This is a genomic window from Roseibium algicola, from assembly GCF_001999245.1.
Classification (GTDB): Bacteria; Pseudomonadota; Alphaproteobacteria; order Rhizobiales; family Stappiaceae; genus Roseibium; species Roseibium algicola.
The window spans coordinates 3058692-3074061 of record NZ_CP019630.1 but is presented as its reverse complement, the minus strand read 5'-3'; the positions used below and the strand labels follow the sequence as shown (position 1 = coordinate 3074061).

Sequence of the window (15370 nt, the reverse complement as noted above, 5' to 3'; positions counted from 1 at the left end):
ACGGCTTGCTTGAGTTCTTCGCAACTGGCTTCATCTTGAAAGACAACGGCCGACGCGCTAACCCATCGCCATCAGATTTCTCAAAATGCGGGATGGAACACCCATGGCTTCACAAAAACTTCTGCTTCTGCCGGGTGACGGCATTGGCCCGGAAATCATGCAGGAAGTGAAAAAGGTCATTGCCTGGTTCAACGAAAAGGGCGGCATGTCCTTTGAAACCGACGAAGGCCTGGTGGGTGGTTCCGCCTATGACGCGCATGGTCAGTCGATCTCCGAAGAAGACATGGCGAAGGCCATGGCTGCCGACGCGGTCATCTTCGGTGCCGTCGGCGGGCCCAAGTGGGACGACGTTCCTTACGAAGTTCGCCCGGAAGCCGGCCTTTTGCGCCTGCGCAAGGACATGCAGCTGTTCGCCAACCTGCGCCCGGCCATCTGCTACCCGGCGCTTGCCGATGCATCCTCGCTGAAGAAGGACGTGATCGAAGGTCTCGACATCCTGATCGTGCGCGAGCTGACCGGCGGCGTCTACTTCGGCGAACCGAAAGAAATCATCGACCTCGGCAACGGCCAGAAACGCGGTATCGACACGCAAGTCTACGACACTTACGAGATCGAGCGCATTTCCGGTGTCGCCTTTGAGCTGGCGCGCACGCGCGGCAACAAGGTCACGTCCATGGAAAAGCGGAACGTGATGAAGTCCGGCGTACTGTGGAACGAAGTCGTTACCCAGACGCACAAGAACGGCTACGAGGATGTTCAGCTGGAGCACATGCTGGCTGACGCCGGCGGCATGCAGCTTGTCCGCTGGCCCAAGCAGTTCGACGTCATTGTGACGGACAACCTCTTCGGCGACATGCTGTCCGACGTTGCCGCCATGCTGACCGGTTCGCTCGGCATGCTCCCGTCCGCATCCCTCGGCGCACCGGATGGTGTTACCGGCAAGCGCAAGGCGCTTTACGAGCCCGTCCACGGCTCGGCTCCGGACATTGCCGGCACGGGCGCTGCCAACCCGATCGCCATGATTGCCAGCTTCGGCATGGCGCTGCGTTACTCCTTCGAGGAAGTTGCAGCCGCCGACAAACTGGACAAGGCCATCGCCAACGCTCTCGACAAGGGCCTGCGGACGAAAGATATCGCAGCGCCTGGCCAGGCCACCGTTTCCACCGTGGAAATGGGCGACGCCATCATCGCCGAACTGGACGCCTTGAGCGCCTGACAGGCAATCGCCATTTGCAAGCAGAGCCGTCACCGGTTATCCCGGTGGCGGCTTTCCCTTTTCAAGATTCCGCTGGTCCCATGATCGAAGACAAACTCGCCCCCTTTCTCGGCACCTGGATCCTCGACACGGAGGAAAGCGACTTCGAACAAGGCGAACCGCCACGCAGCGCCACGCTCAAGATCGATGAGAACTTCGGCGTTGCCGTCTTCACGATGAACCAGGTGGCCTTCGACGGCGAAGTCACCAACGACACTTTCGAGGCAATGCCGGACGGTCCGGAAGTGCGTCTTGGCAAAAGCGGCCTGGTCGACGCCATGCGTCTCGTGTTCCAGGGAGATCGCAACCTCATTTCGGAAGCCCGCCGCGGAGGGTTGACGATCATGAAAGCCGACCGGGAACTGTCCGACGACGGCAGAACGCTGACCGTGACCCAAACCGTCCACCTGGTCGACGTTGCAAGCTACACGAACGTGTCCGTCTACCGGCGCGCGCAGTAGGAAACGGCCTGCCATGAAACAGATGATTGGAGCGATCGCCCTCATCGTGCCGGATTATGACCAGGGCATCGACTTTTATGTCGGCAAGCTTGGCTTCGACCTGGTCGAAGACACACACCTTGGCGGCGGCAAGCGCTGGGTACTGGTCGCGCCCAAGGGCAGCTCCGAGACACGCCTCCTGCTGGCGCAAGCCGACGGTGACGATCAGCACGCCGCCATTGGCAACCAGACCGGCGGCCGTGTGTTCCTGTTCCTGCACACCGACAACTTCGATCGCGATCATCAGGCGATGCTTTCGACGGGCGTCACTTTTCTGGAAACACCACGCCACGAGGCTTATGGCAAAGTTGCCGTCTTCCAGGACCCCTTCGGCAACAAGTGGGATCTGATCGAGCGTTTTGAGGGTTAAGCGTCCCGCGCAGCGAAGGTTTCGCATTCCCCCGGCTGGCCCGCAGTCTCAGATAACCTGCAACGTGATCAACGCGACAGCGACATAGCGTGCTGTCTTTGCAATTGCGACCAGCAGGGTGAAGCTCCAGAAGGGCTCCTTGAGCACACCTGCCGCCAATGTCAGGGGATCGCCGATAATCGGCGCCCAGCTGAGCAGCAGGCTCCATCGTCCGTAGCGGTGATACCAGCCCGTTGCCTTGGCGAGCTTGTCAGGCTTGACCGGAAACCAGGAAGCGGTCGACCAGGCGGTTGCGGCCCTGCCGAGGCCCCAATTGACCATTGATCCGAGCGTGTTGCCAAGGCTTGCCGCCACAACCAGCAGAACGACAGGTTCCGTTCCAAGCGCAATCAGGCCGGAAAGGCCAAGTTCGGATTGGGCGGGCAGCAGGGTGGCAGCCAGAAAGGAGACGCCGAACAGGCCCAGCAAGCTGGCACTCATCGGGAACTGCCGGTCTGGGCTTTCTGCATGGCTGAAATGGCTCTGTGCATGAAATCCAGGAACTGCGCCTTTTCCCGTTCCGAAAACCCCTCCAGCGCCTCTCCGTTCTGGGCAATCGCAGACGCGATGGCTTCCTTTTCCAAAACCTTGGCCTTGTCGGTCAGGAATATTTCCTGAACCCGGCCGTCTTCTTCACTCGCCCGGCGGGTGATCAAGCCGTCCCGCTCCATCCGGGCCAGGGTGTTTGCCAGCGTTGCCTGTTCGATATCAAGCAACTGCACGAGTTCCTTTTGCGTGCGTCCTTCCTTTGCCCAAAGGGCGACCAGTGCCGGAAATTGGCCCGGTGAAAGGCCTAGCGGCCGGATGCGGCGATGGAGACCGGCGGCAAACAGCCGTGCCATGTGGTTTGCCAGATACCCGGCGGAGGAATCTTTTTCGAAGGTCATCCCTTGCATATACGATAGATAGCACCCTATATAAATAAACATAGCTTGCTATATAATTAGGAGTTCGAAATGACATCACTCTGGACACGTCGTGCCATTCATCTGGCAGCACTTTCCTTCCTGACCGCCAACCTGGGAGTCTCCGCCATGGCGAGTGAAATCAACACCAACGCCCCGGTAACGCTGATCAATTCCTTCGAAGTTCCCGAAGACCGTCTTGCCGACGCAGTTCGCAGCTGGGAACAGGCGCGCGACTTCCTGAAAGAGCAGCCCGGCTACATCACCACGCGCCTGCACCAGTCCCTGTCTCCGCAGGCGAAGTTCCAGCTGGTCAACATCGCGCTTTGGGAAAGTCCCGATGCCTACCAGGCCGCCATCCAGAAACTCGGCAAAAGCGGCATTGTCGCGGAATTCAAGGGCATCGACTTTCATGCCGCACTCTACACCGTCATTCGGGAGGATGAGTGATGGCGGCCTTGCCCGTAACCGGAAACAGGCTGCTGCACTGGACGATTGCCGCTCTTACCATCAGCGCGCTGGCTACCGGCTATGCCCTGACGAACGACGAACCGTTTTCTCCAAACCTTTTGAGAACCCATCTGGGACTTGGCTTGTCTGCCGGCCTGCTCGCTCTTGTCCGCACGATCTTTTGGCTGGCAAAGGGTGCCCCTCAGCCGGTGTTCGCCGTTCATTCCGGGTTGCAGCAAGCTATCGGCAAGGGCGTCCACGCCGCCTTGCGCCTCGTACCGCTTCTGCTCCTCGTCAGCGGTATCGGCATGATCGTCATATCCGGTAGCCTTGAAAAGATTGCGAGTGGCACATTGCCGGGACTTGCGGCTTTCGCCGGATTGCCACCGGCAGGCCTGCACCATGCCGCGGCGCTTTTGCTTGCAGCACTCATCGGACTGCACAGCCTTGCCGCCCTGTGGCACTGGCAAAGACGAAGTTTCACGGCTTGAAAATGGCAATGCAAAAAAGGAAAGGCCCGGCTGCATAAAGCGGCCGGACCTTCGCTCAGGTCTTGGGAGGACCTTTGTCTGAAGTGCCTTAGTTCAGGCGGCTTGCCGGGCCGAGGTCGATCAACTGGGTTTCACCCGGTGCATCGTCGACACCGTCATTGTCGGTGACCAGGATCAGACGGCCGTCGGCCGTGATCGTCAAGCCTTCCGGCTTGTCGAGAACCCAGCCCTTGCCTTCGGCCAGAGCCGGCAGGATATCCATGGCGTAGCGCTTCTGGACCACCGGGAGCTCAGATCCGTAGGCAGCCGGGGTCACACCCTCCAGGGAGATCGTGGTGATCTGCTTGATGGCTGCGTCTTCACCACCCTTGTTGTCGCGCTCCAGAATGGCGAACTTGCCGTCGCCCATGGAGACGATTTCCGACAGGCCGACCCAGCCGCCGGCTGCGCTCTTCGGCTTGTCGAGCGGATAGTGAACGAAGCCCCAGGACTTGTCGGCCGGGTTGTAGATGGCCAGCTTCACCATGCCCTTCGGGTCGTCTTTCCATTCACGCTGAACGGCGACGGCCACCAGCGTCTTGCCGTCCATTTCGAACTCGGCAACGCCTTCAAAGGAGAAACGCGCGGACTGGGCGTTCAGCTCTTCCGGAAGCGTGATTTCTTCCTGAACCTGACCGTCGGTGCCGACTTTCAGCAGCAGGTGCTGCAGTTCCTTGTCCGGATTGCCCTCGGAAGCCAGCCAGAAGCCGCCATCCTTGGAAACAGAGATGCCTTCCAGGTCCAGTTTTGCCTGCTTGCCACCCTGAACGGTTGCATAGGCAACGATTTTTGCCGGTTTGGAAGAGATGTCCAGCGTGTAGATGCGGGCGTCGTCATAGAAGCTGTCGCTGACGGCGTAGAGCTTGTTGCCGTCTTCCGGGTCTGCAGCCAGTGCGGACAGTGCGCCCCAGCCGATCGGCGCGCCTTTTTCCGGGTCGGTTTCGGACACGACCATCGGGTAGGACGGAGCTTCCACACCAAACTTGTAGAGGGAGACCTGCGCACGAACGTTGTCTTCCGCACTGTCGACCTCGTTGGCAACCACAAACAGGTCACGGCTCGGGATCGCAAGTGAGCCTTCCGGACCGACATGGGTCGGCAGGAACTGGACGAATTCCGGCTCGGCGCCGGTGTCCTTGTAGACAGCAACGAAGTTGCCGCGTTCTGAATTGACGAAGATCAGCTTTTCACCGCCGAATTCACCAACCGTCACACCTTCCGGCTCGGTGCCCTTCTTGGACGCGCGCTTGGCCGGATAGTGGCCGTTGGCCATGCCAAGGTGTTCCATCTGGTTACCGCTGTCGAACAGGACCTCGCCCTTGGTGTTCCAGATGGTGAAGCCGCGCGAACCGCCTTCGTAGTCACCTTCGTTGGCGGTCACGAAACGCTCGTCATCAATCCAGGCAACCGCATCCGGCTCACGCTTGACGTTTTCGGTCGAACCGGAGGCATCACTCATGCGCGCCTTGGAAACCGGAATGTTTTCAGCCGAAGCCGTACCGGCGGAGAAATGGCTGACAACTTCACCGGAGGCCAGATCAACCACGGCGATATGGTTGTTTTCCTGCAGCGTGACGACAACCTGGTTCTGGGAGTTGATCGAAACGAACTCCGGCTCCGGATCGGTCGGCGCGACTTCTGCAAGACCCGTCAGGTCAACAATGCGGACCGCGTCACAGTTGGTCGGCGTGCCGGTTTCGTCCAGATCGAAGATCGCGAGATGGCCGGCCGGCATTTGCGGGATCACGCCGTCGTTCAGATCTTCGTCGCGCTCGTTCTCGATGGCGATCGCAACGAACTTGCCGTCCGGAGAGATGGCAACGCTGTCCGGCTGACCCTTGGCATCGCACTTCGCGGTGATGCCAAGACCATCGAGAGCGATCACGGCCAGATGGCCGGACGCATTGACGTAGTCTTCGGACGTGTTGACGCCGGCATAGGCGAATGTTTCGCCGACGGCGACCGAAGTAGGCTCACCACCAAGGGCGGTGCGGCCCATCGGCTGCAGGTTCAGCGGGTTGGCCGCATTCACGAAAACAATGGCTTCGCCCGGGCTGTCGGTGAAGACGAGCGTGCGGCCGTCCTTCGTGGCGTAGATGATTTCGGCAACGGTTTCGGTGGCCTGATCCACGCCTTCCGGCAGGGTCTTGTAGACCGGGAATGTGTTGATACGCTCGAAATACTCTGCCTGTGCTGCCGACACGGCGCCAAGGCCGAACAGGACTGAAAGGCTGACACCTTTTAAAAAGCGCCCACGAAGGTCCGCCATTGCACTCGCTCCCACAAAATATCGGGTTGATGGTGCGCGCAAGCTAGTGGCCCTGATTACAATATCGGTGACAGTTGCATGAAGCTTTCATGACAACACCCAGCAAGCCTTGAATTTGCATTTCGAGCACTTACATCATATCAAGGCCGGGCGGTGATCTCCGCCACCTCCATCTTCCAGACTTTCCCGCATTTGTGCCTCCGGCGCATTTTTCATCGGATTTTCCAATGCAGATCGGTTTTGTCCGCTCCGCCATTGTGCTGGGGCTTCTCGCTGCTGTCGGTCCATTTGCCATCGACCTCTATCTGCCCGCCATGCCGGAAATCGTGCAGGCATTGCAGACGGACGACGCTGCGGTTCATATGACCTTCACGGTCTATTTCATCGCTTTCGGGCTGGCCCAGTTGATCTACGGTCCGCTGGCAGACCGGTTTGGACGCAAGCTGCCCGCCTTCCTGGGCCTGATCGTCTTCCTCATCGGATCGGTCATGTGCGCGACCGCGGTCGACGTTTCAGCCCTGACATTCGGCCGTTTCGTGCAGGCGCTTGGTGCCGGCGCGCCGATGGTCATCGTGCGGGCCGTGGTCCGCGACCTCCACACCGGACCAAAGGCGACCAGGCTGATGGCTCTGGTGATGCTGGTCTTCAGCGTTTCGCCGATGCTTGCACCGCTCGCCGGCAGCTTGATCATCCAGTTCGGCAGTTGGCGCCTGATCTTTGTGGCCCTGGGCGTTATTTCCCTTCTCGCCATGCTGCAAATGGCCTTCTTGCTGCCCGAAACGCTACCGGCCGAGCGCCGGGGCAAGATCGACCCGACAGCAATGCTGCGCAGCGCCATCTACCTGATGCGTGACAGCAGGTTCATGGGTCTGACGCTGATCGGTGGCTTCTCGCTGGCGAGTTTCTTCGTCTTCATCGCCGCAGCGCCGCTGGTCTACATGACCCAGTACCAGTTGACGCCGACAGCCTTCAGCCTTGTTTTCGCGCTGAACGCGATCGGCTTCTTTGCGTCTTCCCAGTTTGCCGCCTCGCTTGGTGAGCGCTTCGGCATGGGCAGAGTGGCATTGAGGGCCGTCAGCGGATTTGCGGCAGCCAACGTCCTGCTGGTCATTCTTGTGTGGAGCGGCATAGACGACCTGCCGGTTCTGATGGCGCTCTTCTTCATCGGCAACACCTGCCTCGGACAGGTCATTGCTCCGGTGATGGTCATGGCGCTGGAAGAACATGGCGAACATGCCGGCATGGCATCCTCCCTCGGTGGCACCTTCCAGATGGTTGCCGGTGGCGTGATGATCCTCGTCTGCAGCCCGTTCTTCGACCGGACAGCTTTGCCATTGGTTGGCGCGGTTGCCGCCTGTGCGCTCATCGCCCTGGTCATCGCACTGCTGACCCTGCGCACGTCGCGCGAAGGCCAGGCAGTCGCCTGAGGCAATATTCCCGAAACAGGTACGCCGGAGCAGCCTTACACGGGCTCTTCGGCAGACTGACCGATTTGATCGAGTTTCTTCTGCAGGGACAAACGGTCAAGCGAAGACATCGGCAGGTTCACGAACACCGAGATCCGGTTGCTGAGCATCCGGAAGGCCTCGTTGAATGCGACAGCCCTTTCGCTGTCGCTTCCGGAAACGGCTGCCGGATCCGGCAGGCCCCAATGGGCTGACATCGGCTGGCCAGGCCAGACAGGGCAGGTTTCCTTCGCCGCATTGTCGCAAACGGTAAAGACGAAATCCATGACCGGGGCATCCGGCTCAGCGAATTCGGCCCAGTCCTTCGAGCGCAGCTCATCCGTCTTGAAATTGAGCTTGCTGAGCAAGGCAAGTGCTTCCGGACGCACCGCTCCAGCCGGTTGTGACCCGGCAGAAAACGCCCTGAAGCGGCCCTGCCCCTCCCGGCTCAGGATCGCCTCCGCCATGATCGACCGGGCGGAATTGCCAGTGCACAGGAAAAGCACGTTGTAGACATCGCCGGACATTTGATCCCCCTTAACCTCAACAGGTCTCTCCGCAGGCAATCGTCTCGATGACCTGCGCACAAAGTTCCGGATGACCACCACAGCAATCGGCCATCAGAAACGTCAGCAACTCGCGTATGCCGTCATGATCCGCGAAGTAGCGAATCGACCGCCCCTCGCGTTCATTTCGGACCAGCCCGGACTGAAGCAGAACAGCAAGGTTCGCCGACATGGTGTTCTGCCGAACGTCCAGAGCCTCACCGATCTCGCCGGCGGTCATTCCTGCGTCACCAGCCCGGATCAACAACCGGAAGACTTCCAGTCTGGTTTTCTGGCTGAGCGCCCCAAAGGCGCTCAGTGCATCTTTCATATCCATAATTCATGATATTTCGATTCATCAGAAACAGGCAAGTCTTTTTCGCAACCAGGCGCAACATCTCGGACACGGCCCGATCTGGTTCGTAACCGTCATTTTCAGCAAGTCGCTTGCAACCGGCCTTCAGAGCTGCTGACCTGCCTGGGAAACCGCGCGGGGCAGATGATGAAAACACTGAAGAATCCGTTCCTCGGCAAAGGCCTTCCCGAGCAAAGCGGGCTTGCGGATGGATCCGTCTCACAGGACGTCGCCGGAGCAGAGAACCTTTTTCGGAAATGCCCGCGTGCGGATGAAACCCCGCTGCTGATTGCGAATGACCTCGCGGTCGGTCTTGCTATCGGCAACCTTGCCCTCAAGGACGAACGGCAACGCATGGGTCTTGGAAGCTTCAAGGCACTTGGCGCGGCCTATGCGATTGCCAAACTGGCGGACAGCCGCGTTCGGGGCGGACTGACCCAGTCTCACGCTTCCGCGCTGACCGGCAGAACCTTTGTCTGTGCGAGTGCCGGGAACCACGGCATGTCCCTTGCCGCGGGCGCTCCGCTGTTTGGGGCAAGGGCTGTCGTCTTCGTTGCCGAAACTGTACCAAGCGCCTTTGAGGCCCGCCTCAAGGCCCGGGGCGCTGATGTTGCCCGGGCCGGAGCCACCTATGAAGACAGCATGACGGAAGCCCAGAGGCGCGCCGAGGCCGAAGGCTGGACCTTGCTGCCGGACAGCACCTTGCCGGGCATGACCGCCGCCGGACACGACGTCATGGAGGGCTATCTTGTGATGGCCGCGGAAATTGCCCGGCAGATCAAGACACCGCCCACGCATGTCTTCCTGCAGGCGGGTGTCGGCGGACTTGCCGCCGCCTGTGCCGTCGGCGCGCGCCTGACCTGGGGCCGCGATGTCACCATCGTCGTGGTGGAGCCAGAATACGCACCCGCCCTTATGGCCAGCATCGAAGCCGGAAAGCCCGTCACGGCGCCCGGTCCGGTGTCGAACATGGGCCGGTTAGACTGCAAGGAACCCTCGCATCTGGCGCTGAAGTACCTGGCCAGGGAAGCCGATTTCTTCGTGACCGTTTCCGACAGCGAAGCGGCTGAAACGGTCGACTGGCTGGGCAACAACGGCATTGCGACGACGCCATCCGGTGCGGGCGGTATCACAGCCGTTCGACACGCAGGTGGCGGGGCATCGACCCTCGGCCTCGGACCGGAAGCCCGGGTGCTCTGCTATCTTTCCGAAGGACCGGAAGATGTCTGAACAGGATTTTCCTGAAGACGAATTTGCCGCGCGCACGCAAGCAGCCCAAAAAGCCATGCATTCCCAGGGCATCGACGCGCTGTTTTTCACGACCGAAGCCGAAATGCGTTATTTCACCGGGTTCCGGACCCTGTTCTGGCAGAGCCCCACGCGGCCCTGGTTCCTCGTGGTGCCGGTAAACGGCAAGCCGATTGCGGTCATTCCGCAGATCGGCGCGCACCTGATGGCGAGCACCTGGATTGACGATATCCGGGTGTTTTCCGCCCCGCACCCCGTCGATGACGGCATCGCCCTGCTCGCGGACACCCTCAAGGACTTCACGAAAATCGCCATGCCGATGGGGCGGGAAAGCGTGCTTCGCATGCCACTTCGCGACTTTCAGCGCCTTCGAGATCTCACAAACGACGCTGAATATCTGGACGGAACCGGTCTGATCCAGAGCCTCAGGATGGTGAAATCTGAACGTGAAATTGCTCTCCTGCGCGAGATTTGCGGTATCGGTTCGGCAGCATTTGCCAGGGCACCGGAGTTTTTCCACACCGGCCAACCGCTCAACGAGGTATTCCGGTCCTTCCGGATCGAACTTCTGAAGCAAGGTGCGGACGACGTGCCTTATCTGGTCGGCGGAGCCGGACAGGACGGCTACGGCGATGTCATTTCTCCCCCGTCGACCCGACCCCTACAGGAAGGGGACGTCCTGATGCTGGATACGGGTGCAACCAAAAACGGCTATTTCTGCGACTTTGACCGCAACTTCGCGATCGGCCAGGCCAGTGATGCCGTCAGGTCCGCCCATGAAACACTTGTCCGGGCCGTTGAGGCAGCTGCCGAAATTGCCCGCCCGGGCCGCACCTGTGCCGATCTATTCCAGTCCATGGCCAAGGTGCTGGACCAGGGCGAAGGTGACGTCGGCCGGCTCGGCCACGGGCTTGGCATGCAACTTACCGAAGCGCCCAGCCTGACCGGCTTCGACGAGACCCCACTTCGAGAAAACATGGTGCTGACACTGGAGCCGAGCCTCTCGCTTGGACCCGGCAGGATGATGGTTCACGAGGAAAACATCGTCATTCGAGACGGATCGCCCGAATTCCTGACCGTGCCGGCAGGGCCGGACATTCCTGTTATCACCCGCTAGAACACCTGGAACCGCGGCATGAAACTTTCCTTCGACTGCGACAGGGGATCGGCAACCAAAGCGGCTTTCGGCCTGATCTTGCTATCGGTTGACGAAACCATCGAGAGCGAGTTCCGGCCTCTCTTTGATCAGGAAGGCGTCTCGCTGCTTCACGCTAGAATCGAGAGCGCTTCCGAAGTCACCTCCGAAAAACTCATGCAGATGAAAGCCCGGCTGACGGACACCGCAGCCCTATTGCCGGGAACGCGCCCACTCGACGTCATTGCCTATGCCTGCACGTCCGGCGCAACGGTGATCGGATCGGATCAGGTTGCCTGTGCGATCCAGGCAACTCATCCTGGCGCACGCGTGACCGACCCCGCCCGCGCAGTCGTTGCAGCCCTTGCACACCTAGGTGTCTCGCGGATCGCCATCGTCTCGCCCTATGTGGAGGAAGTCTCCGACGCACTCTGCCGTCTCCTGGAAGAAAACGGCATAACGCCCTTGAGTGTCGGTTCTTTCGGGCAAGCGGAAGAAGCCGTGGTTGCAAGGATCAGCCTGCGGTCCGTGGAAGAGGCAATCTGCGAGGTGGGGAAGGATCCGGAGATAGAAGCCGTCTTTGCCTCCTGCACCAACTTGCGCACGCTGCCTGTCATTGAAGCCTGCGAGAAACGTCTTTCCAAACCCGTCATCAGCTCCAACCTGGCACTCGCATGGCACATGATGCATCTGGCGGACCTGCCGACGACGGACCGTGGACCGGGACGGCTCTTTGCCACCTGACCGGCAAAAAACGGAAAGATCCACGCCAGAACACAAGGCTGGCGAAGGTCTTCTTTCGGTGAAATTGCCGAGGCTGCAGCTATTCGACTGTTCCCGGACGGCATCAATTCGTTCACTTAGCTGGCAACACCCGCCTATTCCTTGTTGACTCGCGGGGATTTCCGGGCAAAAACACCGCCGTCTCAAGTTTTGACGATTGCGAGCCCCGATGACCCGGCTGAAAGCCGACATTCTGGATATGATGTCCCAGGCCCTTGCCAGCGCTACCTTCATGCGCGGCGAGCCCCGGACGGCTGCCGCAACCGCTCTTAAACGCACTACCAAGACCACCAAGACCACCGCTTGACGGTGCCGCTCATCCCGCCTCCCCGGGGATGGGAGGCGCCGGGAGCCGGCCACGCCCATCCAGAACCGGGCGGCTGGCGAAGCGGGGAGACGGACAAGGACTAGTCAAAGATGGGTTTCAAGATCGCAATTGCAGGCGCTACCGGCAATGTCGGACGCGAGATGCTGGACATTCTCGCTGAGCGCGGCTTTCCGGCAGACGAAGTCGTCGCCCTCGCTTCCCGCCGTTCCCAGGGCACCGAAGTCTCCTTCGGCGACAAGACGCTGAAGGTTCAGGCCATGGAGAACTACGATTTCTCCGACACCGACATCTGCCTGATGTCCGCCGGTGGCACCGTTTCCAAGGAATGGTCGCCGAAGATCGCTGCCAAGGGCTGCATTGTCATCGATAACTCTTCCGCATGGCGCTACGACGCGGATGTGCCGCTGATCGTGCCGGAAGTGAATGCCGACGCCGTTGCCGGTTTCACGAAAAAGAACATCATTGCCAATCCGAACTGCTCCACCGCCCAGCTGGTCGTGGCGCTGAAGCCGCTGCATGATCACGCAAAGATCAAGCGCGTCGTCGTTTCCACCTACCAGTCGGTTTCCGGTGGCGGCAAGGAAGCGATGGAAGAGCTGTTCAACCAGACCCGTGCGGTTTTCGTGAACGATCCGATCGAGCCGAGCAAGTTCACCAAGCGCATCGCCTTCAACGTGATCCCGCACATCGACAGCTTCATGGAAGACGGCTACACCAAGGAAGAATGGAAGGTGTTGGCGGAAACCAAGAAGATGCTCGACCCGGCCATCAAGGTGACCTGCACCGCCGTTCGCGTACCGGTGTTCATCGGCCATTCGGAAAGCGTCAACATCGAATTCGAAAACGAGATCACCGCTGAAGAAGCCCGCAACATCCTGCGCGAAGCTCCGGGCTGCCTCGTCATCGACAAGCAGGAAGATGGCGGCTACATCACGCCATACGAAAGTGCCGGCGAAGATGCGACCTACATCTCCCGCATCCGCGAGGACGCAACCGTTGAAAACGGCCTCAACATCTGGGTCGTTTCGGACAACCTGCGCAAGGGTGCGGCGCTCAACGCCGTCCAGATCGCCGAGGTTCTCGTCAACCGCGGCCTGATCACGCCGAAATAGGCAGCAGCCTGATCGACAGTTCAAACGGGCGCCTCGGGCGCCCGTTTTCTTGTGGCCTGCCGGCTGCCATCCGGTCGACGGCGCTGCGAAGGTCCTGAAGCGGGAACCGCGTTCCCGACACCCTACCGGGCAGCCCCCCAAGCCATCGATCCAGGCCCCGGATTTCCTCTTTGCGGGGAAGCTCGACGCGCTATGTCGAGCGTTGAAGCGACAACACTCAGCTCAACGCCACAAACCCGAGCATTGCCGGCGACCGACAGGTTTTGATGTTGACAGGCTGCGAAAACAGCATCACCTCTGTCATCCCCTGTTCCCGGCGTTCGCAAAGGCCGCCAACGAGTTTTCTCCCATGCCCTCTGAATTTGACGGGTCGTTCACCGACTTCCTTGAAAGCACTCCCGGCGGACGCTTCAACGACTGGCTGGCAGCTTGCGCCGAGCCCTACTGGAGCGATGCGTGCAGCCATCCCTTCACCGTTGCGATCGGCGATGGCACCATGCCGGAGGAGGCCTATGCGCGTTATCTGATCGAGGATTACACCTTCGTCACGGATCTCGCTTCCACTCTGGGATATCTCGTCGCCAAAGCCCCCGGGATGCCCGCCAAGTCGCGGCTCTCCGGTTTCCTGGCTCTGCTGACCTCGGAGGAAAACGACTACTTCCTGCGCTCGTTCGAGGCGCTCGGCGTGGAATCGCAAGTTTATGAGACCGCAGCACAGGGCCCCGTGACCCGCGCTTTCTCGCAGCTCCTGCTGAAATCGTCCGGACAAGGCAGTTACGCCGAAGGGCTTGCATGCCTTCTCTGCGCGGAATGGTGCTACCTGTCCTGGGGCCAGCGCGAAGCGGGAAAACCGCGCCCGGATGCGTTTTATCTCGCCGAATGGATTGACCTGCACGCCGTGCCTGGCTTCGAGGCCTTCGTGACCTGGATCCGGGCGGAAATGGATCGGATCGGCCCCACTCTGCCGGAACCCGAGCAAGCCCGCGTTGCGGGCCTTTTCCGCCAGATGAGCAAACTGGAAGTCGCCTTCTTCGAAGCCGCCTGGACCGGCAAAGTGCCCGGTCCGGAGGACGATCTGTTACGGACCTGACCCGATGTTTCTCTATGAAGCCGCAGCCCTCGGCGCGGCTGCCCTGTGGGCGCTGACGGGCCTGTTGTCCACCGGCCCCGCTCAGCATCTCGGAGCGATTGCCTTCAACTGTACCCGCATGGTGCTTGTGGCATTGATGCTGTGCGCCTGGGTGTTCCTGACCACCGGGTGGAGCTCCATCGGCGATGCCCAGATGCTGCCTCTAGTCCTGTCCGGTTTCGTCGGCATCTTTCTTGGCGACACCGCGCTTTTCCTGACGTTGAACCGCATGGGTCCACGCCGGACTGCAATGCTGTTCTCTCTGAATGCCCCCATGTCGGCGATCCTCGGCTGGCTGCTCTTGAACGAAGACCTCAGCCCCACGCAGATGGTCGGTATCGGCCTTACCTTTCTGGGGGTCCTGCTGGCCATCCGTTTCGGCAAGCGCAAGTCCCAGCTTCACAAATGGGAAAACATTAAGGGTCCGGTGTGGATTGGCGTGCTTCTCGGCCTTGCCGCAGCACTGTCCCAGTCAGTCGGCTCCCTCATTGCCCGTCCGATCATGGAAACCGGCGCTGACCCGGTCGCAGCCTCCAGCATACGCGTCGGTGTTGCAGCTGTGGGGCTGCTGCTCCTGACACGCCTTCCGGTCAGCTGGGTCAAGCCGGCGGGAAACTTTACGCTTCCGGTCGTCGGCCTGATCGCCATTTCCGGCTTGCTCGGCATGGGTCTCGGCATGACGCTGATCCTGTTCGCGCTGTCCGGCGGAGAAGTCGGCATCATCGCAACTCTGTCGGCAACGACACCCGTCCTCATGCTACCGATGATGTGGTGGCGAACCGGGGAAGCACCGGCACTCGGCGCCTGGGTAGGCGCGGCAGGTGTTGTGGCAGGCAGTGCGCTGCTCTTTGCCAGCTAGGCAAAAGGAAGTTGGCAGATCGGAACAATGGATCTACAAGTGTGAGAGGAATATGGGAGCCGGATTCGAACCGGTACTTTGCAGCGGGCTGCAAGCGGGTAGTTCCGACCTCA

Annotated in this window: 18 protein-coding genes; 13 read left to right on the top strand and 5 right to left on the bottom strand. The window is 60.4% G+C overall.

Translation table 11 applies throughout. The features are described 5' to 3' along the window. Positions 1–103 precede the first annotated feature (103 nt). The 3 genes from leuB to B0E33_RS14410 all read left to right on the top strand — a co-directional run bounded on the left by leuB (position 104) and on the right by B0E33_RS14410 (position 2125). Positions 104–1216, top strand: a complete 1113-nt coding sequence (gene leuB / locus B0E33_RS14420) for a 3-isopropylmalate dehydrogenase (protein WP_077291573.1) — start codon at positions 104–106, stop codon at positions 1214–1216. Positions 1217–1296: 80 nt separating this feature from the next. Next, on the top strand, positions 1297–1716 hold the full coding sequence (locus B0E33_RS14415) for a hypothetical protein (RefSeq protein ID WP_077291572.1): 420 nt from the start codon (positions 1297–1299) through the stop codon (positions 1714–1716). 13 nt (positions 1717–1729) lie between these two features. After that, entirely contained in the window at positions 1730–2125 is a 396-nt protein-coding gene (locus B0E33_RS14410; protein ID WP_077291571.1) for a VOC family protein, read from the top strand. Positions 2126–2173: 48 nt separating this feature from the next. On the opposite strand, the gene B0E33_RS14405 is transcribed toward B0E33_RS14410, so the two are convergent. Together B0E33_RS14405 and B0E33_RS14400 are read right to left on the bottom strand one after the other, a co-directional pair. Next, a complete protein-coding gene (locus tag B0E33_RS14405) occupies positions 2174–2605 on the bottom strand; it encodes a YqaA family protein (protein WP_077291570.1) in 432 nt (143 codons plus the stop codon). Next, positions 2602–3060, bottom strand: a complete 459-nt coding sequence (locus B0E33_RS14400) for a MarR family winged helix-turn-helix transcriptional regulator (RefSeq protein WP_077291569.1) — start codon at positions 3058–3060, stop codon at positions 2602–2604. The genes B0E33_RS14405 and B0E33_RS14400 overlap by 4 nt, the downstream gene beginning before the upstream one ends. A gap of 60 nt (positions 3061–3120) precedes the next feature. Between B0E33_RS14400 and B0E33_RS14395 the strand changes: the two genes are divergently transcribed. Then, complete coding sequence (locus B0E33_RS14395; RefSeq protein WP_077291568.1) at positions 3121–3519, top strand: antibiotic biosynthesis monooxygenase family protein; 399 nt, start codon at positions 3121–3123, stop codon at positions 3517–3519. Then, positions 3519–4010 carry a cytochrome b/b6 domain-containing protein gene (locus B0E33_RS14390; RefSeq protein WP_077291567.1) on the top strand — a complete coding sequence of 164 codons (492 nt, stop codon included), beginning with the start codon at positions 3519–3521 and terminating at the stop codon, positions 4008–4010. Before B0E33_RS14395 ends, B0E33_RS14390 begins: the two co-directional genes overlap by 1 nt. An 88-nt stretch (positions 4011–4098) precedes the next feature. On the opposite strand, the gene B0E33_RS14385 is transcribed toward B0E33_RS14390, so the two are convergent. Further along, positions 4099–6318, bottom strand: a complete 2220-nt coding sequence (locus B0E33_RS14385) for an esterase-like activity of phytase family protein (protein WP_077291566.1) — start codon at positions 6316–6318, stop codon at positions 4099–4101. A 227-nt stretch (positions 6319–6545) separates the two neighbouring features. Here B0E33_RS14385 and B0E33_RS14380 point away from each other — a divergent pair, with 227 nt between their 5' ends. Further along, entirely contained in the window at positions 6546–7745 is a 1200-nt protein-coding gene (locus B0E33_RS14380) for a multidrug effflux MFS transporter (protein WP_055659725.1), read from the top strand. 35 nt (positions 7746–7780) lie between these two features. On the opposite strand, the gene B0E33_RS14375 is transcribed toward B0E33_RS14380, so the two are convergent. Together B0E33_RS14375 and B0E33_RS14370 are read right to left on the bottom strand one after the other, a co-directional pair. Then, positions 7781–8290: an arsenate reductase ArsC gene (locus tag B0E33_RS14375; RefSeq protein ID WP_077291565.1), complete on the bottom strand. Its 510-nt coding sequence runs from the start codon at positions 8288–8290 to the stop codon at positions 7781–7783. Positions 8291–8306: 16 nt separating this feature from the next. Next, positions 8307–8645: an ArsR/SmtB family transcription factor gene (locus tag B0E33_RS14370; RefSeq protein ID WP_077291564.1), complete on the bottom strand. Its 339-nt coding sequence runs from the start codon at positions 8643–8645 to the stop codon at positions 8307–8309. 162 nt (positions 8646–8807) lie between these two features. On the opposite strand from B0E33_RS14370, the gene B0E33_RS14365 reads away from it, so the two are divergent. From B0E33_RS14365 to B0E33_RS14340, 7 genes are all read left to right on the top strand, one after another. Beyond that, on the top strand, positions 8808–9893 hold the full coding sequence (locus B0E33_RS14365; protein WP_208997822.1) for a pyridoxal-phosphate dependent enzyme: 1086 nt from the start codon (positions 8808–8810) through the stop codon (positions 9891–9893). Further along, the gene (locus B0E33_RS14360; RefSeq protein ID WP_077291562.1) at positions 9886–11028 is read left to right on the top strand and encodes a M24 family metallopeptidase; all 1143 of its coding nucleotides are present in this window, start codon (positions 9886–9888) and stop codon (positions 11026–11028) included. Before B0E33_RS14365 ends, B0E33_RS14360 begins: the two co-directional genes overlap by 8 nt. An 18-nt stretch (positions 11029–11046) precedes the next feature. Beyond that, the gene (locus B0E33_RS14355; protein ID WP_077291561.1) at positions 11047–11790 is read left to right on the top strand and encodes a maleate cis-trans isomerase family protein; all 744 of its coding nucleotides are present in this window, start codon (positions 11047–11049) and stop codon (positions 11788–11790) included. A 208-nt stretch (positions 11791–11998) separates the two neighbouring features. Continuing rightward, entirely contained in the window at positions 11999–12136 is a 138-nt protein-coding gene (locus B0E33_RS30920; protein WP_006937785.1) for a hypothetical protein, read from the top strand. A 110-nt stretch (positions 12137–12246) separates the two neighbouring features. Beyond that, positions 12247–13269 carry an aspartate-semialdehyde dehydrogenase gene (locus tag B0E33_RS14350; protein ID WP_077291560.1) on the top strand — a complete coding sequence of 341 codons (1023 nt, stop codon included), beginning with the start codon at positions 12247–12249 and terminating at the stop codon, positions 13267–13269. A 349-nt stretch (positions 13270–13618) separates the two neighbouring features. Beyond that, a complete protein-coding gene (locus tag B0E33_RS14345) occupies positions 13619–14359 on the top strand; it encodes a TenA family protein (RefSeq protein WP_077291559.1) in 741 nt (246 codons plus the stop codon). A gap of 4 nt (positions 14360–14363) precedes the next feature. Beyond that, the gene (locus tag B0E33_RS14340; protein ID WP_023002874.1) at positions 14364–15257 is read left to right on the top strand and encodes a DMT family transporter; all 894 of its coding nucleotides are present in this window, start codon (positions 14364–14366) and stop codon (positions 15255–15257) included. Positions 15258–15370: the final 113 nt, after the last annotated feature.